The organism is Neorhizobium sp. 2083 (assembly GCF_031455615.1).
Classification (GTDB): domain Bacteria; phylum Pseudomonadota; class Alphaproteobacteria; order Rhizobiales; family Rhizobiaceae; genus Neorhizobium.
Genome location: NZ_JAVDTC010000002.1, coordinates 627,867 through 654,664, shown reverse-complemented (window position 1 = coordinate 654,664; position 26,798 = coordinate 627,867). Strand labels below are relative to the sequence as shown.

Below are 26,798 nucleotides of genomic sequence, written 5' to 3'. Positions count from 1 at the left end.
CTCTTCATCGCCGCTGATAACGGTATTGGGTACGGGAGGCCACGATGGCCGCTGTTCTTGATTCTGTACGCGCATTCTTTGCGCCGAATTCCACCTTCACCATCGACGCCGAAACTCCGGCCGACGTGGTCGCCCGCGAGACCTTGCTCGACCGTGCCATGGGCCCGGATCGCCGCAAGAAGTCGTCGGAAAAGATCCGCCGCAACCGCGTGCCGGCCGAAGGTCTCGCGATCGTCGCCCGCGACGGTTCCGGCCACGTGATCGGCACCGTGCGCCTGTGGCACATCGAAGCCGGCATCTCCTCCGAGGGCCAGGTGCTCGATGCGCTGCTGCTCGGCCCGCTGGCGGTCGATTCCGCTCACGAAGGCAAGGGCATCGGAGCAGCGCTGATGCGTGCTGCCGTTGCAGAAGCCCACAAGCGCGGCCACGGCGCGATCCTGCTGGTCGGCGATGCGGCCTATTACGAGCGGTTCGGCTTCTTTGCCGACAAGACCCGGCATCTCGTCATGCCCGGCCCCTTCGAGCGTTCGCGTTTCCTGGCGCTCGAACTCAAGGCCGGCTGGCTGGAAGGTGCCGCCGGCATGATCGTCGCCAACGGGCGCAAGCTGGCCTGAGCAAGGTCGAGTTTCGACCTCAAGGCATTCAGCACTCAAGGCCTCGCGCCCCGACGATCTGCCCAACCCCGTCTCCCCGGTGGAGCGTTCCTATGGAACGTCCCGGTGAGGCGGGGTTTTTCATGCGACAAATTCTCCCTTTCGGGCCGCGATCACCCATCCGGCGGATGCGGTTGATCCTGATCAATCCGACTCTCTCCGGCCGCTCCTAAGCCTCTCTCCGCAAGATCAAAACGCAAGCAGGAGAGCTTACATGAAGACGAACGGGATACGGCATTTGAGATGGATCGCAGGCGCGGGTGCGGCTTTTTTCGCATTCGGGGCGGCAGCGGCGGATCTGACGCCGGCACCCGTCGCCCCTGTGGCGCAGGAGGCCGCAACCGGCCAGAACCCCTGGCAGATCCGCGTGCGCGGCTTGGGCGTCATCACTGAGAACCGGGGCTCGATCAACGGCGTACCGGGCTCCGATCTGTCTTTCTCCGACTCGGTCATCCCGGAACTCGATATCAGCTACTTCTTCACCGACAATATCGCCGCCGAACTGGTCCTCGGCACGACCTATGCGAACATCAAGGAAGACGGTGCCGTCGGCGTGCCGGTCGGCCGCGCCTGGCTTCTGCCGCCGACGCTGACGCTGCAATACCACTTTACCGATTTCGGCGCCTTCAAGCCCTATGTCGGCGCGGGCGTCAATTATTCGTTCTTCTACAATCAGTCGAACAAACCGGGCTTCCACAATCTCGACGTCGACAACCATGTCGGCGCCGCACTGCAGGTCGGTTTCGACTATATGATCGACCAGCATTGGGGCGTGAACTTCGATGTCAAGAAGATCTTCCTCGAAACCGACTGGAAGGCCGACCACGACGTGCTCGGGCCGCTGAGCGGCAAGGCGAAGATCAATCCCTGGCTGATCGGGACAGGCGTTACCTACCGGTTTTAGAAAAACAACGAGGGCGGTAGGGACGGGGCCGGCGCCAGACAGGTGGCGCCGGCTTTGTTTTTCAGGATTTCAACCCATGCGGCGGTATTGCGCGTGGTTTTGGCGGGGGCTGGGAGCCTTACGACTTCCGCACGACGTTCTCGAGCAGTCGCTCGGCGATCTGCACGGCATTGAGCGCCGCACCCTTCAGCAACTGATCACCGGCGACGAAGATCGCCAGCGTCCGGCCCGACGGATCGCCGATATCGGTGCGGATGCGGCCGACCAGGACATCGTCTGCGCCGGATGCTTCCGACGGCATCGGGAAATGGTTGGCTGCGCGGTCATCGACGAGGCGCAGGCCCGGGGCGGTTTCAAGCAGGCTGCGGGCCTCCTGCGGGGAGACGGGCTGGTCGAACTCGATCGAGATCGCCATGGCATGGGCGCGCAGCACTGGCACGCGGATGCAGGTGATGCCGATCGGCAGCGCAGGCACGTGGAGGATGCGGCGGGTCTCGGCCACCACCTTCAGCTCCTCGCCGTTATAGCCGCTGTCCGGGTCCATATCGGCATTGTGGCTGAATAGGTTGAAGGCGTAAGGGTGCGGCAGGACCTTGGGCTCGAAGGCCTCGCCGGCGAGATAGGCAGCGGTGGACAGCCGTAATTCTTCCATGGCTGCAGCACCGGCACCGGAGGCTGCCTGATAGGTCGAGATGTTCAGCCGACGGATCGGGTGGGCGCGATGGAGGGGTGCCAAGGCGACGGTTGCGATCGCCGCGACGCAGTTCGGATTGGCGACGATGCCGCGATGCTGGTGGAGCACTTCGCCGTTCACTTCCGGCACGACGAGCGGCACCGACGCTTCCATGCGGAAGGCGGAGGAATTGTCGATCACCACGGCGCCGGCCTTCACCGCAATCGGCGCAAAACGCTTGGAAATGCCGCTGCCGGCCGAGAACAGCGCGATATCGACGTCGTCGAAACTGTCTTCGGTCAATTCCTCGATAAGGAGTTCGGCACCGTTGAAGGTGAGGGTCCTGCCGGCCGAGCGGGCCGAGGCGAGCAGCTTCAGGCCGCCCAGCGGAAAATTGCGCGCCGAGAGGCAGCTGAGCAGCTCGACGCCAACCGCGCCGGTGGCGCCGACAATCGCGACGACGGGGGTGGCGGTCGAAAGGGCGGCGGATTGGCCGGAAGCAAGATTTTCAAGATCGGTCAGCATTTCGTCTCTCCTTGGGTTTTCGAGAGAGACAGGGCTGTGCGTCACCTTTGAACCCCGTCCGTCTCTGGCGGGGTTTTGAGGATGATGTCGCGACTACCGCGCACGCACCCGTAAACGCCCCGCGTCAGCGGTCGTTTTCGTGGTGGTTTTGGTGGTCAGGTTTGCGAACATGGCGGTTTGAATAACACGGGCTTGCGGTGTCGCCAAGCGGGCCGCGCCCGGATATTTCGGCGAGCACTCCCTCGTCCGGCCGGAAACCGGGCGAGGGAGTGGCGGGTTCCTCAGTCGCTCTCTTTGGCGCGATAGGCATCCGGAATGACGAAGATTTCGTCGGCGCGGCCATAACCGCCGTCCTTGACCTCCTCGATCAGCACCATGGTGTGAGGCCGCGCGGCCTCGCTCATGTATTCGACCAGCATCTCGGTCGTGCGGTGGACGATCTCTTGCTTCTGGGCCTTGCTGAGCGCGGCTTCGGGGGTTTTGATGTTCACGAATGGCATGGGAATGTCCTTCAGGTTTGATATTTCGGGGTTTCAGATCATGCCGCCATTGGCGCGCAGAACCTGGCCGTTGACCCAGCCGCCGTCCGGGCCGGCGAGGAAGGAGACGACGGTGGCGATGTCCCGCGGCTGGCCGAGGCGGCCGAGCGGGATGGTTTTCACGATGTTCTGGACCAGTTCGTCGGACTTGCCGGTCATGAACAGTTCGGTTTCGACAGGGCCCGGAGCGACCGCATTGACGGTGATCTTCCGGCGGCCGAGTTCCTTGGATGCGACGTGGGTGAGCGCTTCGACGGCGGCCTTGGTGGCGGCATAACCGCCATAGGCCGGACCGTAGGCACCGACGACGCTGGAGGAGAAGTTGATGATGCGACCGCCGTCGCGCAGCCGTTTGCCTGCTTCGCGAATGCCGCGGAACGTGCCGGTCAGGTTGATGGCAAGCAGGGTTTCGAAGGCCTCGTCATCCATCTCCGCGAGCGGCGCAAGGCTCATCACGCCGGCATTGTTGACGAGAATGTCGGCGCCGCCGAAGTTTTGTTCGGCTGCATCGAACAGGGTGGCAGCTGCGGTCGGGCTGCCGACATCCGCCTGCACGGCGACTGCCTTGCCACCGCCCGCCTGGATTTCCGCAACGACCTCGTCGGCGGCCTGCCGGCTGGTCGCATAGTTGACGACGACGGCGATACCGTCCTCACCGAGGCGAAGCGCGATGGCTCTGCCGATGCCTTTCGATGCGCCGGTGACGATCGCGACGCGTTGTGCTGTATTGGTCATGTGATCTCTCCTTGGTTGGTGGCCAAGAGATATTGCTGACACGATCCAGGAACAATTGCCGGCCCATTGACATCAGAATTCGTCCGTGGTGAACAAAGCCATGGATCGTCTCGACCGCATGCAGCTTTTCGTCCGGATCGTCGAGCGGCGCAGCTTCTCCGCTGCCGCCGCCGATCTCGGCCTCGCGCGCTCGACCGTCACCGAGGCCGTCAAGCTGCTAGAGGAGGGGATCGGCACGCGGCTCTTGGAGCGGACGACGCGCCACGTCACCCCGACGCTCGACGGCCGGGCCTTCTACGAGCGTTGCCTTGCGATCCTTGCCGAAGTCGACGAGGCGGAAAACATCTTTCGCGATGCGCAGCCGCGGGGCCTGTTGCGGGTCGATGCGCACGGGTTCCTGACCCGCACGTTCCTGTTGCCGCGCCTCCACGAATTCCTCGACCGCTATCCGCTCCTCGACCTGCAGATCGGCCAGGGCGACCGGCTGGTGGACCTCGTGCGCGAGGGCGTGGATTGCGTGATCCGGGCGGGTGAGATCGACGACAGCGGCCTGATCATGCGCAGGCTGGGGACGATCGCCGAGATCACCTGCGCCAGCCGGACCTATGTGGAGAAGCACGGGATGCCGTTGTCGCCCGACGCGCTGGAAGGACATTTCTCCATCGGCTTCATCTCGTCGCGTACCGGCCAGACCATGCCGCTCGAATTCACGGTCGGTGACGAACTGCGTTACGTCACCCTTCCGAGCCGGCTGACGGTCAACAATTCAGACACGATGGTCGATCTTGCCCGGCGCGGCTTCGGCCTGATGCAGGCGCCGCGCTATCGCCTGCAGCGGGACATCGACGAGGGCCTCCTCGTTGAGGTGCTCGCCGATTTCCCGCCCTCGCCGACGCGGCTTACTGCCCTCTACCCGCAGAACCGCCAGCTTTCACCGCGGGTGCGCGTCTTCATCGACTGGATCGTCAAGGTGTTTGCCGAAGCCGGTCTCTGAGACAGATGCGGTGCTGCGAAACACATCAGGTGCCGCGAAACACAAAATCGCGATGATTGCCGCAGTGCGGGAACATTTCCGCGCAGCGTGCCTTTATCCGGAATTCGTTCGACCTCTCGCCAACAGTTAGCGTTTCGGGCTCCCTGCCAAGGGCTGGCCATCCGGGCGTCCTGAGGTTCCCTGCCGGGACGTTCGAGGGCGCGGGTGTCCATCAGCCACCCGCGCCCTGCTGTTTCCGGGTGTCGGGAAGCCGGCTACGGCCGGTAGATCGCCTGCAGCCTGGCGAGGTCTGCGATCTTCAGCTCGACGGGATCCATCTCGTCGCGCGAAGGCTTGAACCAGGCTGCCGCCTCCTGGATGTGCCGGCCGTGAGGTTCCGGATACATGCCAAGCCCCAGGACCCACTGCCGGACGATCTCGCGGTCCATTCGGCCCGCGGCATAGCGGTCGTGGATCGTCCTTGCCGAGGTGGTGAGGTCTTCGACCTTCTTCATCAATGCACCGCCGGTTGCGGCTCGGGCTCGCCGAAGAAGGAGCGGATGCCGTCGCGCTCGACGGTCGCCAGGAACTCGTCGAAGGCTTCGCGGTCGGTCGGAAACGGCTCCTCCCAGGAGGTGACGTCATCCTCTTCGGTGATGACTTCAAGCGTCCAGTCGCCCTGGGTGCCAGCGGGGCGGTAGATATCGACCAGCACGGTAATGCCGTCGTCCGTGAATTCGCCGGCGAGTTCGGAATGTTCGGTCTTGGGTGCCTTGGCCATGTCCTGTCCGATCGTGGAAACGGTCGTCCTTGCCGCAGGTCCGTTCCATGGGGAATCAGGCGCGCGGCGGGAGACCGTCGGGAAGGGTCCCCATACACTGCTTTCCCTTTCCGCTCCACTGGGCGCATGGATCAGGCCGCGGCGGAGATTTTCCGCCGCGGTTGTTCGTGCCGGGATGATTGCCTCACGCCGAGATATCGATGACGCCACAATCGCCGGCATCGGAAGAGAAGGCGACGAGCTTGCCGTTGGCGCTCCAGCTCAATCCGGTAATGCCGCCCTTGCCGGGCCGGCGCAAGAGCGCTTCCTTGGCATCGGCAAGCCTGACGCCCAGGATCATGCCGTCGATAAAACCGATGGCGAGCACTTCCTCGGCCGGATGGAAGGCGACCTGGGTGACCATGATATTGGCGCGGGTGCCGAGTTCCTGCGGCGCCTTGCCCATCGGCCCGTCTTTCGCCGAAAACGGCCAGACGATCGCCGCCGGCGCGCCGGACGAAGCGAGCCATTTGCCCTTGGGCGACCACGACAGCGATTTCACCTTGGCCGGATAACCGGTCATCCGCATATGGCGGTTTTCGCCTGGCTTGCCGTCAAGCTTCCAGCCGTGCAGGGCGTTTTCCTGCATGGTGGTCACCAGGAAACGCCCGTCGGGAGAAAACGTGACGGAGTTGTGCGCGCCTTTCCATTCGAGATCGACCGGCGGCGCATTGGTGCCGACCCAGTGCAGCGAGACGCCGTTGTAACGGGCAGCCGCGATCCTGAGGCCCTTGCCCGCAAACGCAAGTCCTTCGACGCTGCGCTCTTCGGGATATTCCTTCAGCGTGCCGTCGTTCAGCTTCACGAAGCTCGACTTGCCGTAAGCATAGGCGACCGCATTCTGCGGCCCGCCGGCGACGACGCTGATCCACTTGCGCGGCGCTTCGGCGACGAGCGTCGCCTCGCCATCGCTGCCGATGCGCATCACCTTGCCATCCTCGCCGCCGGTCAGCAGCGTGGCGCTGAACGGGTCGCGGATGCAGGTCAGCAGGCCCTGATGGGCCTCGGTCACCTTCTCGCCGCCATCCAGACGGTGAATGGCGCCGGCGGCGGTGGCGAAGAACGGGACGTCGCCGATGAAATGCGCGGCGACGACATGGCCTTCCAGATCAAGCGGTGCAACAGTTGGCATTACGCGGCTTGTGCCTCACACGCCCGGAAGCTCTTCTCGATCTTGTCGAAATCGAGATCGCGGCCGATGAAGACGAGACGAGACTCGCGCTTTTCGCCGTCCTTCCACGGGCGCTGGTGGTCGCCCTCGACGATCATGTGGACGCCCTGAACGACATAACGTTCCTCGTCGCCCTTGAAGGCGATGATGCCCTTCAAACGCAAGATGCTCGGGCCGTCGGTCTGGGTGATCTTCTGGATCCAGGGGAAGAACCGTTCCGGGTTCATCTCGCCGCCGCGCAGCGAGATCGACTTCACCGTCACGTCATGGATCGGCGACATTTCGCCGTGGTGGTGATGGTGGTGGTCATGATCGTGCCCGTGATCATGATGGTGGTGATCGTGGGCATGATGATGGTGATCGTGATCGCAATCCGGGCCGCAGACATGGTCCTCGTGATCGTGGTCGAGGAAATGCGGGTCGTTTTCCAGCGCGCGCTCCAGGTTGAAGGCCCCCTGATCGAGCACGCGGGCGAGATCCACGCCGGAACGGCTGGTCTTGTAGACGCGCGCCGTCGGGTTGATGGCGCGAACGACATCCTCGATGACCGCCAGTTCTTCCGGCGAAACGAGGTCGGTCTTGTTGATGACCACGACATCGGCAAAGGCGATCTGGTCTTCGGCCTCGCGGCTGTCCTTCAGGCGCAGCGGCAAATGCTTGGCATCGACCAGGGCGACGACCGCATCGAGCTCGGTCTTGGCGCGCACGTCGTCGTCCATGAAAAAGGTCTGTGCGACCGGGACCGGATCGGCAAGGCCGGTGGTCTCGACGATGATGCCGTCGAAGCGGCCGGGACGGCGCATCAGGCCCTCGACGACGCGGATCAGGTCGCCGCGCACGGTGCAGCAGACGCAGCCGTTGTTCATTTCGTAGATTTCTTCGTCCGACTCGACGATCAGGTCGTTGTCGATGCCGATCTCGCCGAACTCGTTGACGATGACCGCGTATTTCTTGCCGTGGCTTTCGGAAAGAATGCGGTTGAGCAGCGTCGTCTTGCCGGCGCCGAGATAACCGGTGAGCACGGTAACGGGAACGGGCTTGGCTGTGACTGTTTCGGCCATGGGGAAACCTCGAGAGACTGAAAGCGCCCGCCGGGCGCGAAAGCTTGTCGGCCTCATATAAGGGCAAGCCGGGAGGAGTTCAAAGGGTTTGTATGTTATAAGATCACATCGGTCCACGGGATGCCGCGCAAGCGGTGCACCTCCCCAGCGGAGAGCCTTGTGAAAACTCATCGGTGACTAGCCGCTCTATCAAAATATCCGCGTCTCCTCTAACAAATGTTCCCGGGGAAAAGCGGGGCCTGTTATCCGGATGGAAGGTCAATATGATGGGTTTCTTCTGTGTTATCCGAATCCATCGGGCACAGAGGGATCAGGCATAAGGGACAGGGTCCAGCGCGGCAGGACCTCGCTCAGATATTTTCTCGGCGACGACCAGCGCCGCAGCCGTTTCTTTGAAAACAGCGTCAACGACGACCGCATCGTCGCCATCGGGTCCGGCGGCGAGATGATCGGTTACGCCGCCTTCTATCTCCACGGGCGAGGTCCTCTGTCTCCCGCCTTCCCGGCATTCCTGTCCGAATACGGGCTTTTCAAGGGTTTCGGGAACTTCCTGCTGTTCAAGGCGACCGAGCCGCGCATCAAGATATCGACGCTCTATCTCTACAACATCAATGTCGATGCGACGCAGCGCGGCAAGGGCGCCGGCGCGGCGCTGATCGATGCGGTCTCCAACCTTGCTGTGGCTAACGGCTGCACGTCCGTCAGGCTCCAGGTCGCCGCCCACAATCGTGCGATGATCCTCTATCTCAAGAAGGGTTTCGTCGTGACCGGCGCGATGAAGATGCGCTGGCTCCGGCGCTTTTTCCCCTTCGAATGCCTGGTGGACATGGAATTGCGGCTTGCCCCGGCAAAAGTGCAAATGTTCCCGGTTGCGGTCGCCGAGGCGGCCTGATTTCTTGCTGCTCAGGCGGATGATGACGTAATCGCGGAAACCACGTCGGTCTTGGCAAAATCGTCACCCACATAGAGAAGCGGACAGTTGAATTCCTTGGCTGTCGCATAGGCGAAGCAATCGCCGAAATTGAGCGAGGCCTTGTGGAAACCTTTTCCGAACAGGGCATAGGCTGTTGCAGCGCGTTCTGCTCTTACTGCGTCCAGTTCGATGATGGTGATGGGGAGCCGGTCGATCAGGTTCGTAAGACCGGCCAGACATTTTTTCCCTCGAGCAACAATCAATGCTTCAGCGAGAGTAGCAGCATTGAGCAGCACCTTGGTTTCTCTCGTAAGCACCTCCTGGCAATCAAGGGCTCCAATTTCGTTTTTGACGATGGCGATCAGCGCTGACGTATCAACGACAATCATGCCGGCAAGCCGTCATCACCATAGAGGAAATCCTGGCTTCGCTCAGCAGGGACGTCATCGGTCTTGGGTTCGGGAGCCATGGCCCTGATTTCCTCGATCAATGCCCTGCGTTGATCGCGTGTCAGTTCCGGCTCAATAGGTACAAGCCTTGCGATCTTGTGACCTCTTCGCGTGAGAACAACATCTTCTCCAGCTTCCGCGCGATGAAGGAGTTCAGTCAGACTTGCTTTGGCCTCGCTTACCGAAATTTCCATGACACGCTCCATTGGTCCAATTACATGGTCCATATAATGCACTTGTCATATTGCAGATTCAACTGTGCCCCAATATTACGGGATCGCCATATCCCGGCAACTCGCCATTGCCGGACGCGCGCGTTGTCGGCGACCGTGAGGATCCACTTGATCCCCACGGTCGCCTATCGACGTCGGCCCAGCGCAGAAGCTGGTCGAGAGGAGAGGCTGCTGCATCGCTCTGGCCAGCCTCGCGAATGTCGATGCTGTGTAGCTCGTTCCTACTTCAATATTGCGAGATCGAACTTCGCCACATCCTCCAGCAGCTCTATGATGCCTTTCACGGCATGGGCGACCAGCTCCTCGCCCCTCTCCGCGCTCGCCGCGGCCGCGCTCCCTGCGACGCCCCGGGCGTTGAGGTCGGACATCCTCCAGCCGAAGGCATGGGGGCCGTAGGCGCGCAGATGTTTGAAATCGCGGGAAAAATCCGACTGGCGGGAGGGGAAGTTCTCGGCTTTTGACATGTCGACCCTGTCCGGATGAAGCGCCAGCATGACCGAAGTCTCGATGTCGCCGCCATGGATGTCGACCGCCTTGTCCGCCGGCGCGATCCAGCCCTCCGGCTGGCCGAATCGGGTCCAGCTGGTCGCCACCACCAGCATGCCGAACCGCACCCGGGCCTCGGTCGCGACGATCGTCATGAGCGGCGAATTGCCGCCATGGGCGTTGAGCAGCACGAGTTTGCCGATGCCCCTTGCGTGGAGGTCGCCGGCAATGCCGAGCCAGCGATAGACGGCCTCGTCGAAGGCAAGCGTCCGGGTGCCGGCGACATCCATGTGTTCTATCGAATAACCGACGGGCTCCGCGGCCAGGAAGGTGACCGGGAGATGGGCGGGCAGGGCGGGAATCAGGCGCGCGACAAGGCCTTCGGCGATCAGCGTGTCGGTCTCGAAAGGCAGGTGCGGTCCGTGCTGCTCGTGGGCGCCGAGCGGTAGCACGGCGATCCAGTCTCGCCTTTCTGTGGACGCAAGTGTCGTATCATTGTCATGATAACGCGGCGAAGGGTGCGGCATCTGGCGGTGGTTTCCCGGTTTCGGTATGGATAGCGCGGCACAGATATAACGGTTCCTTCTTTAGGGCAAAACGGGCAGAGCGAATGAGCAAGAAGAAGGGCGACAAAAAAGCCAAGTCCGGCAAGAAGAGAGAGCTTGAAGGTCTGGCGGCGACGGATCTGGCGCCGGCGATCACCCAGGCGGCCCGCTCGATGCGCACCGCGCTCAGCCGCAGCCTCGGCGAAAGCGGGCTTTATGCCGGCCAGGACGGCGTGATCCTGATCCTTGCCGAAGAGGACGGAATGACCCCCGGCCAGCTCGCCATGCGGCTCGGCGTCAAGGCGCCGACCATGACCCGCACGATCGGCCGGATGGAGGCGCAGGGCTTCCTGGAGCGCCGGGCCGACGGCACCGATGGGCGGCTCACCAAAGTGCACCTGACCGAGGCCGGGCTGCAGACCGTCGAGCAGATCGGCCGCTCGGTCTCCGAATGCGGCTCCATGGCCGCCAAAGGCCTTTCTGACAAGGAAATCCGCACCCTTCTCAAGCTCCTGAAGACCGTCGAGCAAAATCTCCAGTCCGATCTCTCGGACGAGCGAAGCTGATTCCTTTGAATAATCGCTGTCACAGGATTGTCGCACTGAATTAAATTGTTTATTTAAAGTTTAATTCGAGCGTCGGATAGCGACGCCGGCCATTGCGGGTGGGGGAAATGGCGCAAAAGATCAAGTTGTCGACGATCGGCGAAAGCCTCGGTCTTTCCACCGCCACGATATCGCTTGCACTGCGCGACAGCCCTCTGGTGGCGGCCGACACGCGGGAAAAGATCAAGGAACAGGCACGGGCGCTCGGCTATATCTACAATCGCCGCGCCGCCAGCCTCAGAACCTCGCGCTCCGGCATCATCGGCGTCGTGGTGCACGACATCATGAACCCGTTCTACGGGGAAATCCTGAAAGCGATCGAAAGCGAGCTCGACCGCAGCCGCCATACCTTCATCCTTTCCAACCATTACGACTCGGTGGAAAAGCAGCGCACCTTCATCGAAACGCTGCTGCAGCTCGGCGGAGACGGGGTGATCATGTCGCCGGCGATCGGCACGCCGATCGAGGATATGAGACTCGCGGAAGAGAACGGCATGCCGGCCATCCTGGTTGCCCGCTCGATGGAAGGCGTCGAACTGCCGACCTATCGCGGCGACGACAGCTACGGCATTTCGCTTGCGACCAATCACCTGATTGGCCTCGGGCATCGGGTGATCGCCATGATCGGCGGCACCGACCAGACGTCCACCGGCCGCGACCGCTACCAGGGTTATGTCAACGCGCTGCGCAAGGCGGGTATCGAGGTGGATCCGAACCTGCGCATTCCGGGGCCGCGTTCGAAGCAGGGCGGGTTCGAGGCGGCGGTGCATTTCCTCTCCCTGCCGCAGAAGCCGACCGCTGCCGTCTGCTGGAACGATCTGGTGGCGATCGGCCTGATGAACGGCATCGCCCGTGCCGGGCTGATGCCCGGCCATGACATTTCCGTCACTGGTTACGACGATCTGGAAGAGGCTTCGATCGCGACGCCTGCACTGACCACGGTGTGGAACGGCCAGACGGAAGTCGGCCGGCTTGCGGCGCGCGCCCTGCTCGACCGCCTGGCCGGCAGCCACGAGCCGGACGGCATCCACCTGATCAAGCCGGAAATGCGCATCCGCCAGTCGACCGGGGTGCACCGGCCGCGGGTCTGAGGTCAGGCCGCCACGTTGGTCAGCATCTTGCGGGCGGCATAGGCGCGCACTGCCTCGCCGAAAGCATGGAAGAGCGCCCGGGACGGCGCATCGGTTTCCGCCCAGTATTCCGGATGCCATTGCACGCCGACCGCGAAATTCTTGGCGTCGATGACCGAGACGGCCTCGATCGTGCCGTCCTCGGCCGTCGCTTCGACCTGGAGGCGCGGGGCGGTTTCGGCGATCGCCTGGCGATGCAGCGAATTGACCTGCACTTCGCCGGCAAGGCCGAGGTAGTTGGCGATACAGGATCCTTCCTGGACGAAGACCGGCTGGCGGATCGCGTACATGCCGTCGCGCTCCTTCACATCGGGCTTGCGATGATCCCAGATGCCCGGCTGCTCCTGGATTTCGCTGGCGAGCGTGCCGCCCAATGCGACATTGAGTTCCTGGATCCCGCGGCAGATGGCGAGCAGCGGGATGCCGCGGTCGATCGCCCGGCGGATCAGCGGCAGCGAGGTGGCGTCGCGGGCGGGATCGAAGGGCCCGTCGCCGGGTGCCGCTTCTTTGCCGTAAAGCGAAGGGTGAACATTGGTGGCCGAACCGGAAACCAGTACACCATCGACGCGGTCGAGGATGGCGTCGGTCTCGTTGCCCTCTTCGAACGCGGGGATGATGAAGGTCATCACGTCTGCCACCTTCAGCGCCGCCTGGACATACTGGTTGGGCGAGGCATGCCAGATCGCTCCGTCCAGTTCGCGGATATCGGCGGGCAGGGCGACGATCGGTTTTGGCATCAGGCTCTCCACGAAGCAGCGGCTCCGTTCGTTGTGCCGCCGGAAGCCGCCGCAAGTCAAGTTCGAGGGTGCCTTTCGGTTCCGGCACTGCCCAAAGAATGAGCATTCCCGCTTTGAAATATCTGGCGAATCCTGTCCGGGCGGAACGCTACGAAAGTCTTAGATCAAAAGACGTTCCCGCATTAAGGAATATTAGCGCCGGTGCTTGCAACCCATAGACCAAAATGTTTACCTCGCCGCAGGGCCGGGGAGTGGGAACAGAAAATCCCCCGGTTTGTCTTACTGGGAGGTATTTTATGGATCGTCGTTCATTCTTCAAAAAGGCAGCCGTCACCGGCGCCGGTGCAGCCGCCGCAACGGTGCTCGCCGCTCCGGCCATCGCGCAGTCTAGCCCGAAAGTCACCTGGCGCCTGACGTCGTCATTCCCGAAGTCGCTGGACACCATCTATGGCGGCGCGGAAGACATCGCCAAGCATGTCGCTGCCGCAACCGATGGCAATTTCACCATCCAGCCGTTTGCCGCCGCTGAAATCGTGCCGGCCATGCAGGCAGCCGACGCCGTCAGCAACTCGACGGTCGAAATGTGCCATACCTGCTCCTATTATTTCGTCGGCAAGGATCCGACATTCGCGATCGGCACCGCGATCCCGTTCGGCCTCAACGCCCGGCTGAACAATGCCTGGTTCTACCAGGGCAACGGCAATACGCTGATGAACGAGTTCTATGCCAAGCACAACATCTACGGCATGCCGGCCGGCAATACCGGCGCGCAGATGGGTGGCTGGTTCCGCAAGGAGATCAACACCGTCGACGACTTCAAGGGCGTCAAGATGCGTATCGCCGGCATTGCCGGCCGCGTGCTGGAGAAGCTCGGTGCTGTGCCTCAGCAGATCGCCGGCGGCGACATCTACCCGGCGCTGGAAAAGGGCACGATCGACGCGGCCGAATGGGTCGGTCCTTATGACGACTACAAGCTCGGCTTCTACAAGGTCGCCAAGTACTACTATTATCCGGCCTTCTGGGAAGGCGGCCCGACCATCCACGCCTTCGTCAACCTGGAAAAGTGGAATGCGCTGCCGAAGGCCTATCAGGCGGCACTCTCCGATGCCTGCGCCTTCGCCAACACGAACATGATGGGCAAATACGACCTGAAGAACCCCACGGCGATCAAGCAGATCGTCTCGCAGGGCACGACGCTTCGCCCCTTCAGCCAGGAAATCCTCGAAGCCTGCTACAAGGCGACGCTCGAGGTCTACAAGGACATCTCGGCGACCAATGCCGACTTCAAGAAGGTCTACGAAGACCAGGTCGCCTTCAAGAAGGAGGCCTATCTCTGGATGCAGCTGTCCGAATATACCTACGACACGTTCATGATGATCCAGCAGCGCAACGGCAAGCTCTGATCCCGGATCAGGAAGCTATCAATCAAGCAACCCCGGATCGAAAGGTCCGGGGTTTTCTGTTGCGTGTGCAGCTGGTTGCGGCAGGTTGTGCCGTATCGACAATTGCACGCGCTTATCTATGATTGCAACGTTCGAGGGCTGAAGCAGCACGCTCCGTGGCCAGCCGGAGCATCGGTGAGGACGGGCTTCACCGACTTGAGGCAAAAGCCTTGCTCTCGAACTGGAGGTAATGTGATGTGGAAATCACTGATCATTACGTTGTTGTTTAGGAAAAACCGGACGAGCTGGTCAATCTCCGTCCGGCTTAAATTCCTAGCATAACAAAAAGGGAGGGCAGGGTTGGCGCTCTGCCCTCCACTCCGAATATATACTCTCCCATCAGCGGACTGACAAGAGAAGCCACCCTCAAGGGTTGATCTTGGGCGGCTCGCCGAAGTTCGGCATGGCCGGTTGCGCCGGCTGGCCGGGCACGGCCGGCGCGCCATCCATCGGAGGCAGGCCGAAATTCGGCATCTGCCCGCCGCCACCATTGCCGCTGCCGAAGCCGGGTACTTCGATCTTGATCGTGTTGAGGTCCACGGCCGGCGCCTTGTCCAGCCAGTAGGTGACCGATTCCGGCCAGAAGATGATGATGGCAACGAGGATCAGCTGCATGCAGAGCCATGGAATCGCCCCGAGATAGATGTCCTTGGTCTTCACGCTCTTCGGGGCGATCGAGCGGAGATAGAACAGCGCAAAGCCGAAGGGCGGATGCATGAACGAGGTCTGCATGTTGACGCAGAGCAGGACGCCGAACCAGATCAGGTCGATGCCGAGCGAGCTCGCGACCGGCGCCAGCATCGGCAGGACGATGAAGGCGATTTCGAAGAAATCCAGGAAGAAGGCGAGGAAGAAGACGAAGATGTTGACGAAGATCAGGAAGCCGACCGCGCCGCCGGGGACGTGGCTCAGCAGGTATTCGATCCACAATCCGCCGTCCATGCCCTGGAAGACGAGGCTGAAGCAGGTGGCGCCGACCAGGATGAAGACGACCATGGAGGTGATCGTCATGGTCGAATGCATGCCCTGCTTGATGAGGTCCCAGGTGAGGCGGCGGTGCATGGCGGCGAGCACCATGGCGCCGACCACGCCGAGCGCGCCGGCCTCGGTCGGGGTGGCGAGACCCATGAAGATGGTGCCGAGCACCAGGAAGATCAGCACGATCGAGGGGATCATGCCCCACAGCACCTTGATGACCAGCGCCGCGTTGAGCTCGCCGCGGGCTTCCAGCGGCAGGGCGGGCACGTCCTTCGGGCGGAAGATGGACATGGCGAGGATGAACAGCAGGAAGATCACCACCTGCAGGATCGAGGGGCCGATCGCGCCGAGATACATGTCGCCGACGGAGCGGCCGAGCTGGTCGGCGAGAACGATCAGAACGAGGGACGGCGGAATGACCTGGGTGATCGTGCCGGAGGCGGCGATGACGCCGGTCGCAAGCCGCGGGTTGTAGCCGTATTTCAACATGATCGGCAGCGAAATCACGCCCATGGTGATGACCGAGGCTGCCACCGTGCCGGTGATTGCGCCGAGGATGGCGCCAACCAGGATGACGGCGTAGGCGAGGCCGCCCGGAATGGCGCCGAACAGCTTGCCGGTGCCTTCAAGCAGGTCCTCGGCAAGGCCGCAGCGCTCCAGCACCGCGCCCATGAAGGTGAAGAAGGGAATGGCAAGCAGAAGATCGTTGGAGACGATCCCGAAGATTCGGAACGGCAGCGCCTGCAGGAAGGCGAATTCGAAATGGCCGGTGGCGATGCCGAGAAGGCCGAAGAACAGGCCGACGGCGGAGAGCGAAAAGGCGACCGGGAAGCCGTAGAGCATGAAGATGATCATGCCGAGGAACATCGCAGGCGGCATTATACCGAATTCGAACATGAGCGGCTTATCCCCCCGGGTTTCTTATTATTGAAGCGGCTTTTCGTAGGTCGTGTCGACCTGGAGGACGCCTCTGAGGCCGGCGACGCGCTTCACCAGTTCGGAGAAGCCCTGCAGCGCCAGAAGCGAGAAGCCCGCGACGATGACGAGCTTGATCGGCCAGCGGATGAGGCCGCCGGCATTCGACGAGATTTCGCCCTGCGCGTAGGAAAGCGTGAAGAAGGGCCAGGCAAGCCAGGCGAGATAGAGGCAGGCCGGAATGAGGAAGACGATCAGGCCGATCGCGTCGATCCACAGGCGCGCCCGGTCGGAGACCGAGCCATAGATCAGGTCGACCCGCACATGCTCGTTGAGGCGCAGCGTATGCGAGGCCCCGAGCAGCACGATGAAGCCGAAGAGATACCACTGGATTTCCAGCCAGCCGTTGGAACTGTAGTTGAAAAGGTAGCGGATGATGGCGTTGCCGGCGCTGATGAACGTGCAGGCGAGGACCAGATAGCCGGAAAATTTGCCAATGATTTCGCTCAAGCGATCGATGAGACCGCTGATCTTCAACAATGCAGCCATGATTTCCCCAATTCCAACGGGTCTGTCTTATCCCGCCCGCTCTTGGTTGGCGATGTAAACCAAGGTCTAAGAAAAGGAAAGTCCTAATAAGCCCGGTTTTCGTCTACAAAAAGCCGGGATTATGGCGGGTTGTGCAAGGCGTGGGCCGGTTGTATCGGTCCCGGGGTCAACCTGCAGAAAAATTTAGCTATCCCATTGGCAATTTGTTCAGCAAACTCTCAAGAACCCCCCAATGAAAGGGGGGTAAACGGCGCGCGGACAAGCAATTTTTAAAGGGTTTCCCGCAGTGTCGACAGGAATGCAAGGGATGAACCCGATGAAAGAGACTGAAGCGAAGACGTTGTCGACAGACGTGTATCTGTCGTTCGTCACGTCGCTGTTTGGAAATCGCGGCACATTGTGGACAGGCGTGGTCGTTCACGTGCTGTGGTGCCTGCTCGTTTTCCATTACAGCGGTGCGCAATTCTATCTCCTTTTCGCCTGCGGGTTCGCTGCGGTGTTTGCCTACCGCATGTACTGGTTCCAGCGCTTCGACAAGGTGGACAAGGCGTCGCTCAGCTACGACGACATCGCCGCCTGGGAGCAGCAATATGTGATCGGCGCCTTCCTTGCGGCATTTCTGCTCGGCGTCGCCAGCGGCTATGCGCTGCTCGTGCTCGAAAACCCTTTCGTCGGCTTCACCTGCATCGCCATGACGCTCGGATCGATGATGTCGATCGTCGGCCGCAACTACGGTTCCCGGATCGCCGTCGATCTCCAGACGCTCGGCTGCTGCGGCCCGATCCTGATCGCCTGCCTGTTCACCGAGGACCTGCATCTGGCGCTGATGTCGCTGCTGCTCATCCCGTTCGGCCTCACCACGCGGTCGATGGCCAATGGCGTGCGCGAATTCCTTTATGAGAATGTCATCGCATCGCGGAAAATGGCGATCATCGCCGGTCGTTTCGACATCGCCCTGAAGACGATTTCGCATGGCCTCGTGATGCTCGACGGCGAAGGCAAGATCCAGGTGATCAACCGCCGCGCCCGCGACCTGCTCGGTCTCGACAAGAAGAGCGACCTTAAGGACCGCGATTTTGCGGCCGTGCTCTGCGAGGATGCCGAGAATGCGCCGGAGACCATCCTGCGGCAGCTTTCCAAGCTCGCGGACGGCACGCTCGAACGCGCACTTTTCAAGTTCAAGGACGAGCGCCACCTCGAATTTTCGGTCAGCCCGCGTTCGGACGGCGGTGTCGTGCTGATCTTTGAAGACGTCACGGCCCGCCTCGCTGCCGAGGAAAAGGTGCTGCACATGGTGCGGTTCGACGCCTTGACCGGCCTGCCGAACCGCGGCCACTTCGCGGAGCTTTCGACTAGGAAGCTGAAGCGCCGCGGCGAGGCGCTGGCGGCACTCGCGGTGTTCGACGTGGACGGTTTCAAGCATGTCAACGACCTGCGCGGTCACGTGGTCGGCGACCGGCTGCTTGCGGCGATCTCGGCCAGGCTTTCGGCGCTGAAGAACGACGGGCTGTTGGCGGGCCGCCTGGTGGGCGACGAATTCGTCGTGCTTTTGACCGGTGGCGACGACAGCTGCGAACTGGAGCGTCAGGTCCGGCGCATTCACGCCGAGATCCAGGGCGACTATTATGTCGATGGCCTTCGCCTTCCCGTGTCGATGAACAGCGGCTGCGTCATGCTGCCCTCGCAGGACTTCGACATGGAAAACTGGCAGATCAAGGCTGACCTTGCCCTCAACCATGCGAAATCGACCGGTAACGGCACGCTGACGGTGTTCCGCTCGGAAATGGACGCGCAGTATATCGACGAGCAGAAGCTGCGGGTCGATCTTCGCCAGGCGATCGAGAACAATGGCCTGCATGTCGTCTATCAGCCGATGTATCGCCCAGACGGCTCCGGCATCGAATGCAGCGAGGCGCTGGTGCGCTGGCGCCATCCGGAGCGCGGCATGGTCGGGCCGAACGTGTTCATCCCCATGGCCGAGGATATGGGGCTCGTCTCGCACATTACCCGTCTGGTGCTCGACCAGGCCTGCCGCGACTGCGCGACCTGGCCGGATCCGATGGCAGTCTCCGTCAACCTGTCGATCCAGGACCTGCGCAACGACGATATCGTCACCTACGTCGCGGACGTCCTGAAGCGTTATGCGCTCGATCCGTCGCGACTGCATCTGGAAGTCACCGAAAGCTGCTTCATGGACGAGCCGGTGGCGGTCAGCGCCATCCTCAACCAGTTCCGCGTGACCGGCGTGACGATCGCGATCGACGATTTCGGCACCGGTTTCTCGAGCCTCAGCTATCTCGACTCGCTGCCGCTCGACGTGGTCAAGATCGACCGTGCGTTCATCCGCAATATCGCCGATGATCAGCGCAAGCTGAAGCTCCTGCGCGGCATCGTGCATCTTTCCAGGGAGCTCGGCCTCAAGATCGTCGTCGAAGGCGTCGAGACGAAGGAGCAGCTCGCGCTGGTCAACCGTCATCGGTTCTCCGACCTGGTCCAGGGCTACGTGTTTTCCATGCCGGTCGCTTCCGAAAAGATCATCGAACTGGCGGCCGAGGCTGTTCCCGCGGCCAAGCTTTCAGCCATCCGACGCGGCGCCAAGAGTGCACCGACCTCACCGCTTCGGGCCGCGGCGCGCTGACTTCTGCCTAAAATTGAAACAATGTTAACGGTTTTGGCACGTCCCAAAACGGTGGTTAACTCTTTGTTAACCATACCATTTAGAATTTTACTCAATTTGCGGCTGATTCATTGCAGGCTAAGGGCGATTTAGGGTTAATCCATGGTTAAAGCTCATGGAACAAATGCCAATGCCCTTAGGCCAGACCTTTCCCGACGGAAATTTTTCAGCAAAGCTTCTTTCCACTCTCGACCATGTCGAGTACCGGCGGATCGAGAGTAACGAGGATTTCGAGGATATCGCACGGCTGCGATACAAGGCCTATAAGACGCATAACGTGCTGCCGGTGGCGGCAACCAAGCTGATCGACGAGATCGATTTCGACAAGAATGCGCATGTCTTCGGCGTCTATTACGACGAGGAACTGGTCAGTACGATCCGGCTCCACTACGTCACGCCGGAACACCGGGTCTGCCAGTCGATCAGCATCTTCCCCGAGGCCGTGAACGGGCTTCTCGATGCCGGCATGACGCTGATTGATTCCGCGCGTTTCGCCATTGCCCCGGAATATGCCAGCGAACTTTCGGCCATGCCTTACCTTACGGTGCGGCTGACGCCGGTCGCGGCGATCTATTTCGATGCGGACCGTGTGCTGCAGCCGATCCGCCCGGCGCATGCGGCATTTTACCGCCGGTTCTTCTACGCCCAGCCGCTCGTAGCCCCGCGTCGGATCCCGACATACGACTTCGATCTGATGCTGCTTGCCTCGCAGACGCGCGAATTGCGCTCGAAGATGATGAAGCGCTTCCCGGCCTTCCAGTCGGAAGCCTACGAGCGCCGCATGCTGTTTGCGCGCTCCTCGAATTTCGACACCGCGCCGCTCACCATCCTGCCGACGGCCCGCATCGCCGGCCGGCCGAATTCCCCCGAAATGTCCTATCTGACCTGAAGCGCTGGTGCTTCATGCTTCGGCGTACCGGAAGCCATTGTGGCGGCATTGCGCTTTCCCCTTGCTTTGTGTAAGGCCTGAAGTGACCTCCATCGTGCCGAACGAGGCATGATTCCGGATGTCGACAAGGGTTTTCCCGCCCGCGCCCACGCTTCGATCAAGCGGACCGCGTGCGGCTGATGAAGGAGACGGGACTGATGGACAATCACCATAGCGGGCCGGTGGAAACGGGTGCTCCCATGGATTATGCGGAACACGACAGGACCTACAACGCATTCCTCGCCGGTGCGAAATGGGGCACGATGGCCGTCGTCATTCTGATGATCGCGATGGCCGCTGGTTTCTTCGGCGGGGCCGGCTTCATCGGCAGCCTCATCGTCTTCATCATTCTCAATATCGCCGGCGTTTTCCTGCTGCGTTGATCCGGCTCGGCCCATCGGGCGGCGGGCCTTGAGGCAGGGCGAAACATTTCGCCCGCCTTGCGATATCGACTGGGAGGAGACAGTCTTTGCCGAAGATCGTATTTGTATGCCGCGAAGGTTCCGACGAACCGCGCGTGGCCGCTTCGCCCGAGAGCGTCAAGCGGCTTTCCGGACTGGGATTGTCCGTTCTGGTTGAGAGCGGAGCAGGTCTTTCCTCCGGTGTTCCCGACAAGGATTTCGAAGCCACGGGCGCTCGCATCGCCGGTCCCGGCGAGATCGGTTCGGCGGATATCATCCTCAAGGTCAACCGGCCGACGGCGGTGGAGATGGCGTCCTACAAGCCAGGCGCCGTCGTGTTCGCGGTCATGGACCCCTATGGCAACGAGGCGGCGCTTGCGGACATGGCGAAAGCGGGGCTCACCACCTTTGCCATGGAACTGATGCCGCGCATCACCCGTGCCCAGTCGATGGACGTGCTATCCTCTCAGGCGAACCTTGCCGGTTATCGCGCCGTCATCGACGCTTCTCACGAATACGGCCGCGCCATGCCGATGATGATGACCGCCGCCGGCACCGTGCCTGCGGCAAAGGTGTTCGTCATGGGCGCCGGTGTTGCCGGCCTGCAGGCGATCGCCACGGCCCGCCGTCTCGGCGCTGTGGTCTCGGCGACCGACGTTCGCCCCGCCGCCAAGGAACAGGTCGCCTCGCTCGGTGCCAAGTTCATCGCGGTCGAGGACGAGGAATTCAAGGCGGCCGAAACCGCTGCCGGTTATGCCAAGCCGATGTCGGCCGAATATCAGGCCAAGCAGGCAGCACTGGTTGCCGAGCATATCGCCAAGCAGGACATCGTCATCACCACGGCCCTCATTCCCGGCCGGCCGGCGCCGAAGCTGGTGTCGCGCGCCATGCTGGCGTCGATGAAGCCGGGTTCGGTGGCCGTCGACCTTGCCGTCGAGCGCGGCGGTAATATCGAAGGTTCGGAAAAGGGCAGGGTCGCCGATGTCGAGGGTGTCACGGTGATCGGTTACGCCAATGTCGCCGGCCGTATCGCAGCCTCGGCTTCCGCGCTTTATGCCCGCAACCTGTTCGCCTTCATCGAGACCATGGTCGACAAGGGTACCAAGGAATTTGCGGTCAATGCCGAGGACGAGCTCGTCAAGGCGACCATGCTGACCAATGGCGGCCGGGTCGTGCATCCAAACTTCGCCGAGGCTGCTGCTGCGTTCGTCGGCGAGACGCCGGCTGTTGCACCGGTCGGAGACCCGGGCGAGGTGCCTGACGGTTCCAAACCGGCCCGTGCCCGCAAGAAACCTGCCGCCGCAGAAGCCGAGAAGGCCGGGGATGCCGCAGCCGAGGAGACGCTTTGATGGCCACTGAAGCAATGAACAAGGCACTGGAGCAGCTCGACCAGGCCGTGAGCGCCGTGATGACCGCTGCCGCCCAGGCACCGGAAGCGGCAAGTGCTGCAACCGGCGGGGCGATCGATCCCTTCGTCTTCCGCCTGGCGATCTTCGTGCTGTCGATCTTCGTCGGCTATTACGTCGTCTGGTCGGTGACGCCGGCGCTGCATACGCCGCTGATGGCGGTTACCAACGCGATCTCCTCGGTCATCGTCGTCGGCGCGCTGCTTGCGGTCGGCGTATCTGCGAGCGGCTTTGCGACCGGCTTCGGTTTCGTGGCGCTGGTGCTCGTCTCGGTGAACATCTTTGGCGGCTTCCTGGTGACCAGCCGGATGCTCGCCATGTACAAGAAAAAAGATCGCTGAGGTTCGGATACCATGTCGCAGAGCCTCGCAGCTTTCCTCTATCTCGTGTCCGGCGTGCTGTTCATCATGGCGCTCCGGGGGCTTTCCCACCCGACGACCAGCCGCAAGGGCAATGTCTACGGCATGGTCGGCATGGCTATCGCCATCGTCACCACCCTTCTGCTCGCCACGCCCACGTTCGGGGGCTTCATCCTGATCGTGCTGGCGCTCAGCATCGGCGGCGGGGCAGGGGCCTATATCGCCCGCACCATTCCGATGACGGCGATGCCGCAGCTCGTCGCCGGCTTCCATTCGCTGGTCGGCTTCGCCGCGGTGATGGTGGCGGCAGCGGCGCTTTATGCGCCTGACTCCTTCGGCATCGGAGCGATCGGCCATATCCACGGCCAGGCACTGATCGAACTGGCGCTCGGTGCGGCGATCGGCGCGATCACCTTTACCGGATCGGTCATCGCCTTCCTGAAGCTCGACGGACGGATGTCCGGCAAGCCGATCATGCTGCCCTACCGCCACGCCATCAATATCGGCCTGCTGGTCCTGGTCGTCGTCTTCATCTTCGGCCTGGTCCAGACGGAGAGCCATTTCGATTTCTGGCTGGTCGTGGTGCTGGCCCTGGCGCTCGGCGTGCTCCTGATCGTGCCGATCGGCGGTGCCGACATGCCGGTCGTCGTCTCGATGCTGAACTCCTATTCCGGCTGGGCCGCCGCCGGCATCGGGTTTACGCTCGGCAACCTGGCGCTGATCATTACCGGCGCGCTGGTCGGCTCGTCGGGTGCGATCCTTTCCTACATCATGTGCAAGGGGATGAACCGGTCCTTCATCTCGGTCATCCTGGGCGGCTTCGGCGGCGAGACGGCGTCTGCCGGCGGCGACGACGGCGTGCAGCGCACGGTGAAGCAGGGCTCTGCCGACGACGCTGCCTTCCTGATGCAGAACGCCGAGAAGGTGATCATCGTGCCGGGTTACGGCATGGCCGTCGCCCAGGCGCAGCATGCGCTACGCGAGCTTGCCGATACGCTGAAAAGCCACGGCGTCGAGGTCAAATACGCGATCCATCCGGTCGCGGGCCGCATGCCGGGCCATATGAACGTGCTGCTCGCCGAAGCCAACGTGCCCTATGACGAGGTCTTCGAACTCGAAGACATCAATGCCGAGTTCGCCCAGGCCGACGTTGCCTACGTCATCGGCGCCAACGACGTCACCAACCCGGCGGCCCGCGACGACAAGACCTCGCCGATCTACGGCATGCCGATCCTCGACGTCGACAAGGCCAAGACCTGCCTGTTCGTGAAGCGTTCGCTCGGTTCGGGTTACGCCGGCATCGACAACACCCTGTTCTACAAGGACGGCACGATGATGCTCTTGGGCGACGCCAAGAAGATGACCGAGGACATCGTCAAGGCGATGAAGCACTGAGTAGTGGTCAGTGAGCAGTGAATAGTGCATGGAAGCCCGGCAGTGCCGGGCTTTTTTGTGACGGCGGGTCGTGCGATATTGGAAGGGAGCAGGAGGCCAGAATGGCAGACATAACGGTATCTCTTCCAGACGCGACGAAGGACTGGATCGAAGATCAGGTTCGCAGCGGCAGATTTGCGAACGCGGGCGAGTTCGTCAGCGAACTTGTGATGCGTGAACGCATCCATCAGGGCGAGGAGCTTTCGCTGGATGAGATGCGCCAGCTCGTGACCGCCTCACGCGAAAGCGGAACAAGCCCGCGCAGCGTCGAAGAAATCTTCGCAGAGGCGGAGAAAGTCGTGGCTCGTCGGAAGGCTAAGCGTGTCTGAATACAGGCTGACGCGTCGGGCGGATAAGGATCTGCTCGATATTTTCGTGTTTGGCCTGGAAACGTTTGGCCGCCTCCAGGCGCTAAAATATACCGATGAATTTCGGCATTGCTTCGGACTTCTCGCTGAAAATCCCAGGATGGGACGTCCTTTTGCTCCGCTTGGCGCGGGAGTTCGCCGGCATGAGCATCAAAGTCACATCATCCTCTATGAAATAACCGACTTTGGGATTCGCGTACTTGGGGTCGTTCACAAGCGTAATGCGCGTCGATTGATGCCCCACTGATGGTTTTTTTGTTAAGCTGGACCGTGTGACATTGGAAGGGAGCAGGAGGCCAGAATGGCGAAGATTGCCGATCAGACACACGCTGCCGAAGAGCTTTTGCAGCGGGAATCGCAACAGCCTGCCTCTCAAGCCACCCGTGAAGAGGCTTTGAGACGATTGGAAAAATTCCGTGGCAGGCTGCCCGAAGACTTTGTTTTCGACCGGGACGAGGCGAATCTCCGGTAATCTCTCAAGCATGACCATCCCCACCAGCCACCCTTTCGATTTCGATCCCACCTACGGCATGGGGCTCAAGCAGCTTCAGGCCGTCGTGCCGCCGCAGGCGCCTGATGGGTTCGATGCGTTCTGGAAAGACCGCTACCGGCGGGCGATGACCGTCGATCCGGAGCCGGGGCTGCGCAAGAACGGGCTCGACCATCCGAAGTGGCATGTCTTCGACATCGCCTACATGTCGAGCGGGCGGTTTCCGATAGGCGGCTGGCTGCTGTTGCCGAAAAAGGGTGAAATCCGGCGCGGCCTCGTCGTCGGGCATGGTTATGGTGGACGCGATGCGCCTGAACTCGACATTCCGGTCGAGGAAACCGCGGTGCTGTTTCCCTGTTTTCGCGGCATGTCGCGCAGCACCCGTCCGCCGATCTCGCCGGACAGCTACTGGCATGTGCTGCACGATATCGACAAGCCTGACCGCTACATCATCGGCGGCTGCGTCGAGGACCTATGGGTGGCTGTGAGCATGCTGATCGCCCTTTATCCCTGGCTGTCGGGCCATGTTGGCTATAGCGGCATCAGTTTCGGCGGCGGTATCGGCGGGCTTGCCATCCCTTTCGACAGCCGGATCGACCGGGGGCATCTGTCGCTGCCGACCTTCGGGTATCAGGAACTCAGGCTGAAACTGAAAAGCATCGGCAGCGCCGCGTCCGTGCAGGCCTATCAGGCGAAATACGGAAATGCCCTGAAGACGCTGCGCCTGCATGATTCGGCGGTGGCGGCGAGCCGCATCACCGTGCCGATGCTGATGAGCGTGGCGCTGTTCGATCCGGCGGTCGCGCCGCCCTGCCAGTTCGCGGTGGCCAACGCAATTGCGAAATCAAAATTTAACGAAAACTTCATCCTCGATGCCGGACATTTCGATTATCCTGATTGTGCGTCGCAAGAGGCGGCCCTTCGCGACAGGGCCGGACAGTTCTTCAAGGTGTCATGAACCGCGAATATCTGCGCTGGTACAGCCAGCGGCTCCATCGAGACATGGAACTCCTGGTGTTCGGCCATGCCGGCGCCAAGGTGCTGATGTTTCCGACCCGGGAAGGACGTTTCTGGGAATATGAAGAGCTCGGCGTCGTTGCAAGCCTTGGCGACAAGATCCACGCCGGCCAGCTGCAGCTCTATTGCGTCGATGGGCTGGCGACCGAGACCTTCTACGACAAGCGGCAGCACCCTTCTGTGCGGATCCGCCGGCACGCGGCCTTCGAGGATTATATCCTCAACGAAGTCCTGCCGCTGATGGCCGACCGGAACGGACATGACTGCACGATTGCGCAGGGCTGCAGCCTCGGGGCCTTCCAGGCAGCCAGCATCGCCTTTCGCCATCCGCATCTGTTCCGCAAGCTCGTCGCTTTTTCGGGGCGCTACGACCTGACGCTCAAGGTGGAGGCCTTTGGCGACCTGCTGGACGGCTATTACGACGATGCGGTCTATTTTCACACCCCGTCGCATTTCCTGCCCGGCATAACCTCCGGCGAGCAGCTCGACAGGCTGCGGCAGGTGGAGATCGTGCTGACCATCGGGGATGCCGACCCGTTCCTTGACAACAACCAGCATCTCAGCCGGGTTCTGTCCGAAAAGGGCGTCGGGCACCGGATGCATGTCTGGGAGGGGCGCGCTCATCGGGCAGGCGCCTGGCGCAGGATGGCGGCGCTTTATATCTGAAACCGGGTGCGCCGAC

General features: G+C 61.9%; 31 protein-coding genes. 18 read left to right on the top strand and 13 right to left on the bottom strand.

All coding sequences use genetic code 11. The annotated features are described in order from the left end of the window. Window positions 1-44 precede the first annotated feature (44 nt). Window positions 45-614: an N-acetyltransferase gene (locus J2X76_RS11420; protein WP_310215994.1), complete on the top strand. Its 570-nt coding sequence runs from the start codon at window positions 45-47 to the stop codon at window positions 612-614. Window positions 615-867: 253 nt separating this feature from the next. Further along, the gene (locus tag J2X76_RS11415; RefSeq protein ID WP_113282730.1) at window positions 868-1,557 is read left to right on the top strand and encodes an OmpW family protein; all 690 of its coding nucleotides are present in this window, start codon (window positions 868-870) and stop codon (window positions 1,555-1,557) included. 118 nt (window positions 1,558-1,675) lie between these two features. Here the strand turns inward: J2X76_RS11415 and J2X76_RS11410 are convergent, their stop codons facing one another. From J2X76_RS11410 to J2X76_RS11400, 3 genes are all read right to left on the bottom strand, one after another. Beyond that, window positions 1,676-2,755 (bottom strand): aspartate-semialdehyde dehydrogenase, encoded by a 1,080-nt coding sequence (locus tag J2X76_RS11410; protein ID WP_310215989.1) that lies wholly within the window; start codon window positions 2,753-2,755, stop codon window positions 1,676-1,678. 281 nt (window positions 2,756-3,036) lie between these two features. Next, complete coding sequence (locus tag J2X76_RS11405; protein ID WP_113125693.1) at window positions 3,037-3,255, bottom strand: 4-oxalocrotonate tautomerase family protein; 219 nt, start codon at window positions 3,253-3,255, stop codon at window positions 3,037-3,039. A gap of 33 nt (window positions 3,256-3,288) precedes the next feature. Continuing rightward, a complete protein-coding gene (locus J2X76_RS11400; protein ID WP_310215986.1) occupies window positions 3,289-4,029 on the bottom strand; it encodes an SDR family oxidoreductase in 741 nt (246 codons plus the stop codon). A 100-nt stretch (window positions 4,030-4,129) separates the two neighbouring features. Here J2X76_RS11400 and J2X76_RS11395 point away from each other — a divergent pair, with 100 nt between their 5' ends. Beyond that, a complete protein-coding gene (locus J2X76_RS11395; RefSeq protein ID WP_113125691.1) occupies window positions 4,130-5,023 on the top strand; it encodes a LysR family transcriptional regulator in 894 nt (297 codons plus the stop codon). A gap of 254 nt (window positions 5,024-5,277) precedes the next feature. On the opposite strand, the gene J2X76_RS11390 is transcribed toward J2X76_RS11395, so the two are convergent. The 4 genes from J2X76_RS11390 to J2X76_RS11375 all read right to left on the bottom strand — a co-directional run bounded on the left by J2X76_RS11390 (window position 5,278) and on the right by J2X76_RS11375 (window position 8,054). Then, window positions 5,278-5,517, bottom strand: a complete 240-nt coding sequence (locus J2X76_RS11390) for a hypothetical protein (RefSeq protein WP_113125690.1) — start codon at window positions 5,515-5,517, stop codon at window positions 5,278-5,280. Continuing rightward, complete coding sequence (locus J2X76_RS11385; RefSeq protein ID WP_113125689.1) at window positions 5,517-5,783, bottom strand: hypothetical protein; 267 nt, start codon at window positions 5,781-5,783, stop codon at window positions 5,517-5,519. The genes J2X76_RS11390 and J2X76_RS11385 overlap by 1 nt, the downstream gene beginning before the upstream one ends. 184 nt (window positions 5,784-5,967) lie before the next feature. Continuing rightward, entirely contained in the window at window positions 5,968-6,954 is a 987-nt protein-coding gene (locus J2X76_RS11380) for a WD40 repeat domain-containing protein (protein ID WP_310215981.1), read from the bottom strand. After that, complete coding sequence (locus J2X76_RS11375) at window positions 6,954-8,054, bottom strand: GTP-binding protein (protein ID WP_310215979.1); 1,101 nt, start codon at window positions 8,052-8,054, stop codon at window positions 6,954-6,956. Before J2X76_RS11375 ends, J2X76_RS11380 begins: the two co-directional genes overlap by 1 nt. Before the next feature lie 250 nt (window positions 8,055-8,304). Here J2X76_RS11375 and J2X76_RS11370 point away from each other — a divergent pair, with 250 nt between their 5' ends. Continuing rightward, window positions 8,305-8,946 (top strand): GNAT family N-acetyltransferase, encoded by a 642-nt coding sequence (locus J2X76_RS11370; protein ID WP_310215976.1) that lies wholly within the window; start codon window positions 8,305-8,307, stop codon window positions 8,944-8,946. Between the two features lie 11 nt (window positions 8,947-8,957). Here J2X76_RS11370 and J2X76_RS11365 read toward each other — a convergent pair whose 3' ends face one another. From J2X76_RS11365 to J2X76_RS11355, 3 genes are all read right to left on the bottom strand, one after another. Next, window positions 8,958-9,356: a type II toxin-antitoxin system VapC family toxin gene (locus J2X76_RS11365; protein WP_310215972.1), complete on the bottom strand. Its 399-nt coding sequence runs from the start codon at window positions 9,354-9,356 to the stop codon at window positions 8,958-8,960. Continuing rightward, window positions 9,353-9,610: a type II toxin-antitoxin system Phd/YefM family antitoxin gene (locus J2X76_RS11360; RefSeq protein ID WP_113131686.1), complete on the bottom strand. Its 258-nt coding sequence runs from the start codon at window positions 9,608-9,610 to the stop codon at window positions 9,353-9,355. Before J2X76_RS11360 ends, J2X76_RS11365 begins: the two co-directional genes overlap by 4 nt. Window positions 9,611-9,870: 260 nt before the next feature. Then, a complete protein-coding gene (locus tag J2X76_RS11355; RefSeq protein ID WP_310215969.1) occupies window positions 9,871-10,662 on the bottom strand; it encodes a creatininase family protein in 792 nt (263 codons plus the stop codon). An 83-nt stretch (window positions 10,663-10,745) separates the two neighbouring features. On the opposite strand from J2X76_RS11355, the gene J2X76_RS11350 reads away from it, so the two are divergent. Together J2X76_RS11350 and J2X76_RS11345 are read left to right on the top strand one after the other, a co-directional pair. Further along, window positions 10,746-11,246, top strand: coding sequence for a MarR family winged helix-turn-helix transcriptional regulator (locus tag J2X76_RS11350; protein ID WP_113130657.1), 501 nt, complete (start codon window positions 10,746-10,748; stop codon window positions 11,244-11,246). Between the two features lie 107 nt (window positions 11,247-11,353). After that, complete coding sequence (locus J2X76_RS11345) at window positions 11,354-12,376, top strand: LacI family DNA-binding transcriptional regulator (RefSeq protein ID WP_113130658.1); 1,023 nt, start codon at window positions 11,354-11,356, stop codon at window positions 12,374-12,376. Window positions 12,377-12,378: 2 nt separating this feature from the next. On the opposite strand, the gene J2X76_RS11340 is transcribed toward J2X76_RS11345, so the two are convergent. Next, window positions 12,379-13,152, bottom strand: coding sequence for a gamma-glutamyl-gamma-aminobutyrate hydrolase family protein (locus J2X76_RS11340; protein ID WP_310215966.1), 774 nt, complete (start codon window positions 13,150-13,152; stop codon window positions 12,379-12,381). Window positions 13,153-13,448: 296 nt separating this feature from the next. Between J2X76_RS11340 and J2X76_RS11335 the strand changes: the two genes are divergently transcribed. Beyond that, window positions 13,449-14,555, top strand: a complete 1,107-nt coding sequence (locus tag J2X76_RS11335) for a TRAP transporter substrate-binding protein (protein ID WP_113130660.1) — start codon at window positions 13,449-13,451, stop codon at window positions 14,553-14,555. A gap of 405 nt (window positions 14,556-14,960) precedes the next feature. On the opposite strand, the gene J2X76_RS11330 is transcribed toward J2X76_RS11335, so the two are convergent. Together J2X76_RS11330 and J2X76_RS11325 are read right to left on the bottom strand one after the other, a co-directional pair. Further along, the gene (locus tag J2X76_RS11330) at window positions 14,961-16,469 is read right to left on the bottom strand and encodes a TRAP transporter large permease subunit (RefSeq protein ID WP_310215963.1); all 1,509 of its coding nucleotides are present in this window, start codon (window positions 16,467-16,469) and stop codon (window positions 14,961-14,963) included. 27 nt (window positions 16,470-16,496) lie between these two features. Beyond that, a complete protein-coding gene (locus J2X76_RS11325; RefSeq protein ID WP_310215961.1) occupies window positions 16,497-17,036 on the bottom strand; it encodes a TRAP transporter small permease subunit in 540 nt (179 codons plus the stop codon). Window positions 17,037-17,352: 316 nt separating this feature from the next. Between J2X76_RS11325 and J2X76_RS11320 the strand changes: the two genes are divergently transcribed. The 11 genes from J2X76_RS11320 (at window position 17,353) to J2X76_RS11270 (ending at window position 26,782) form a co-directional block, all read left to right on the top strand. Next, on the top strand, window positions 17,353-19,674 hold the full coding sequence (locus J2X76_RS11320) for an EAL domain-containing protein (RefSeq protein WP_310215958.1): 2,322 nt from the start codon (window positions 17,353-17,355) through the stop codon (window positions 19,672-19,674). A 169-nt stretch (window positions 19,675-19,843) separates the two neighbouring features. Then, window positions 19,844-20,602, top strand: coding sequence for an N-acyl amino acid synthase FeeM domain-containing protein (locus J2X76_RS11315; protein ID WP_113130664.1), 759 nt, complete (start codon window positions 19,844-19,846; stop codon window positions 20,600-20,602). 197 nt (window positions 20,603-20,799) lie between these two features. Next, a complete protein-coding gene (locus tag J2X76_RS11310; RefSeq protein WP_113130665.1) occupies window positions 20,800-21,024 on the top strand; it encodes an aa3-type cytochrome c oxidase subunit IV in 225 nt (74 codons plus the stop codon). Between the two features lie 86 nt (window positions 21,025-21,110). Next, complete coding sequence (locus tag J2X76_RS11305; RefSeq protein ID WP_310215954.1) at window positions 21,111-22,391, top strand: Re/Si-specific NAD(P)(+) transhydrogenase subunit alpha; 1,281 nt, start codon at window positions 21,111-21,113, stop codon at window positions 22,389-22,391. Then, window positions 22,391-22,789: a proton-translocating transhydrogenase family protein gene (locus J2X76_RS11300; RefSeq protein ID WP_113286154.1), complete on the top strand. Its 399-nt coding sequence runs from the start codon at window positions 22,391-22,393 to the stop codon at window positions 22,787-22,789. Before J2X76_RS11305 ends, J2X76_RS11300 begins: the two co-directional genes overlap by 1 nt. 12 nt (window positions 22,790-22,801) lie before the next feature. Then, entirely contained in the window at window positions 22,802-24,202 is a 1,401-nt protein-coding gene (locus J2X76_RS11295) for an NAD(P)(+) transhydrogenase (Re/Si-specific) subunit beta (protein ID WP_310215951.1), read from the top strand. Window positions 24,203-24,303: 101 nt separating this feature from the next. Then, window positions 24,304-24,570, top strand: coding sequence for a type II toxin-antitoxin system ParD family antitoxin (locus J2X76_RS11290; RefSeq protein ID WP_310215948.1), 267 nt, complete (start codon window positions 24,304-24,306; stop codon window positions 24,568-24,570). After that, window positions 24,563-24,856 carry a type II toxin-antitoxin system RelE/ParE family toxin gene (locus J2X76_RS11285; RefSeq protein ID WP_310215946.1) on the top strand — a complete coding sequence of 98 codons (294 nt, stop codon included), beginning with the start codon at window positions 24,563-24,565 and terminating at the stop codon, window positions 24,854-24,856. The genes J2X76_RS11290 and J2X76_RS11285 overlap by 8 nt, the downstream gene beginning before the upstream one ends. Before the next feature lie 54 nt (window positions 24,857-24,910). Next, window positions 24,911-25,081: a hypothetical protein gene (locus J2X76_RS11280; RefSeq protein WP_310215944.1), complete on the top strand. Its 171-nt coding sequence runs from the start codon at window positions 24,911-24,913 to the stop codon at window positions 25,079-25,081. Window positions 25,082-25,091: 10 nt separating this feature from the next. Further along, window positions 25,092-26,057 (top strand): acetylxylan esterase, encoded by a 966-nt coding sequence (locus J2X76_RS11275; RefSeq protein ID WP_310215942.1) that lies wholly within the window; start codon window positions 25,092-25,094, stop codon window positions 26,055-26,057. Then, window positions 26,054-26,782 carry an esterase family protein gene (locus tag J2X76_RS11270; RefSeq protein WP_113130670.1) on the top strand — a complete coding sequence of 243 codons (729 nt, stop codon included), beginning with the start codon at window positions 26,054-26,056 and terminating at the stop codon, window positions 26,780-26,782. The genes J2X76_RS11275 and J2X76_RS11270 overlap by 4 nt, the downstream gene beginning before the upstream one ends. Window positions 26,783-26,798 lie beyond the last annotated feature (16 nt).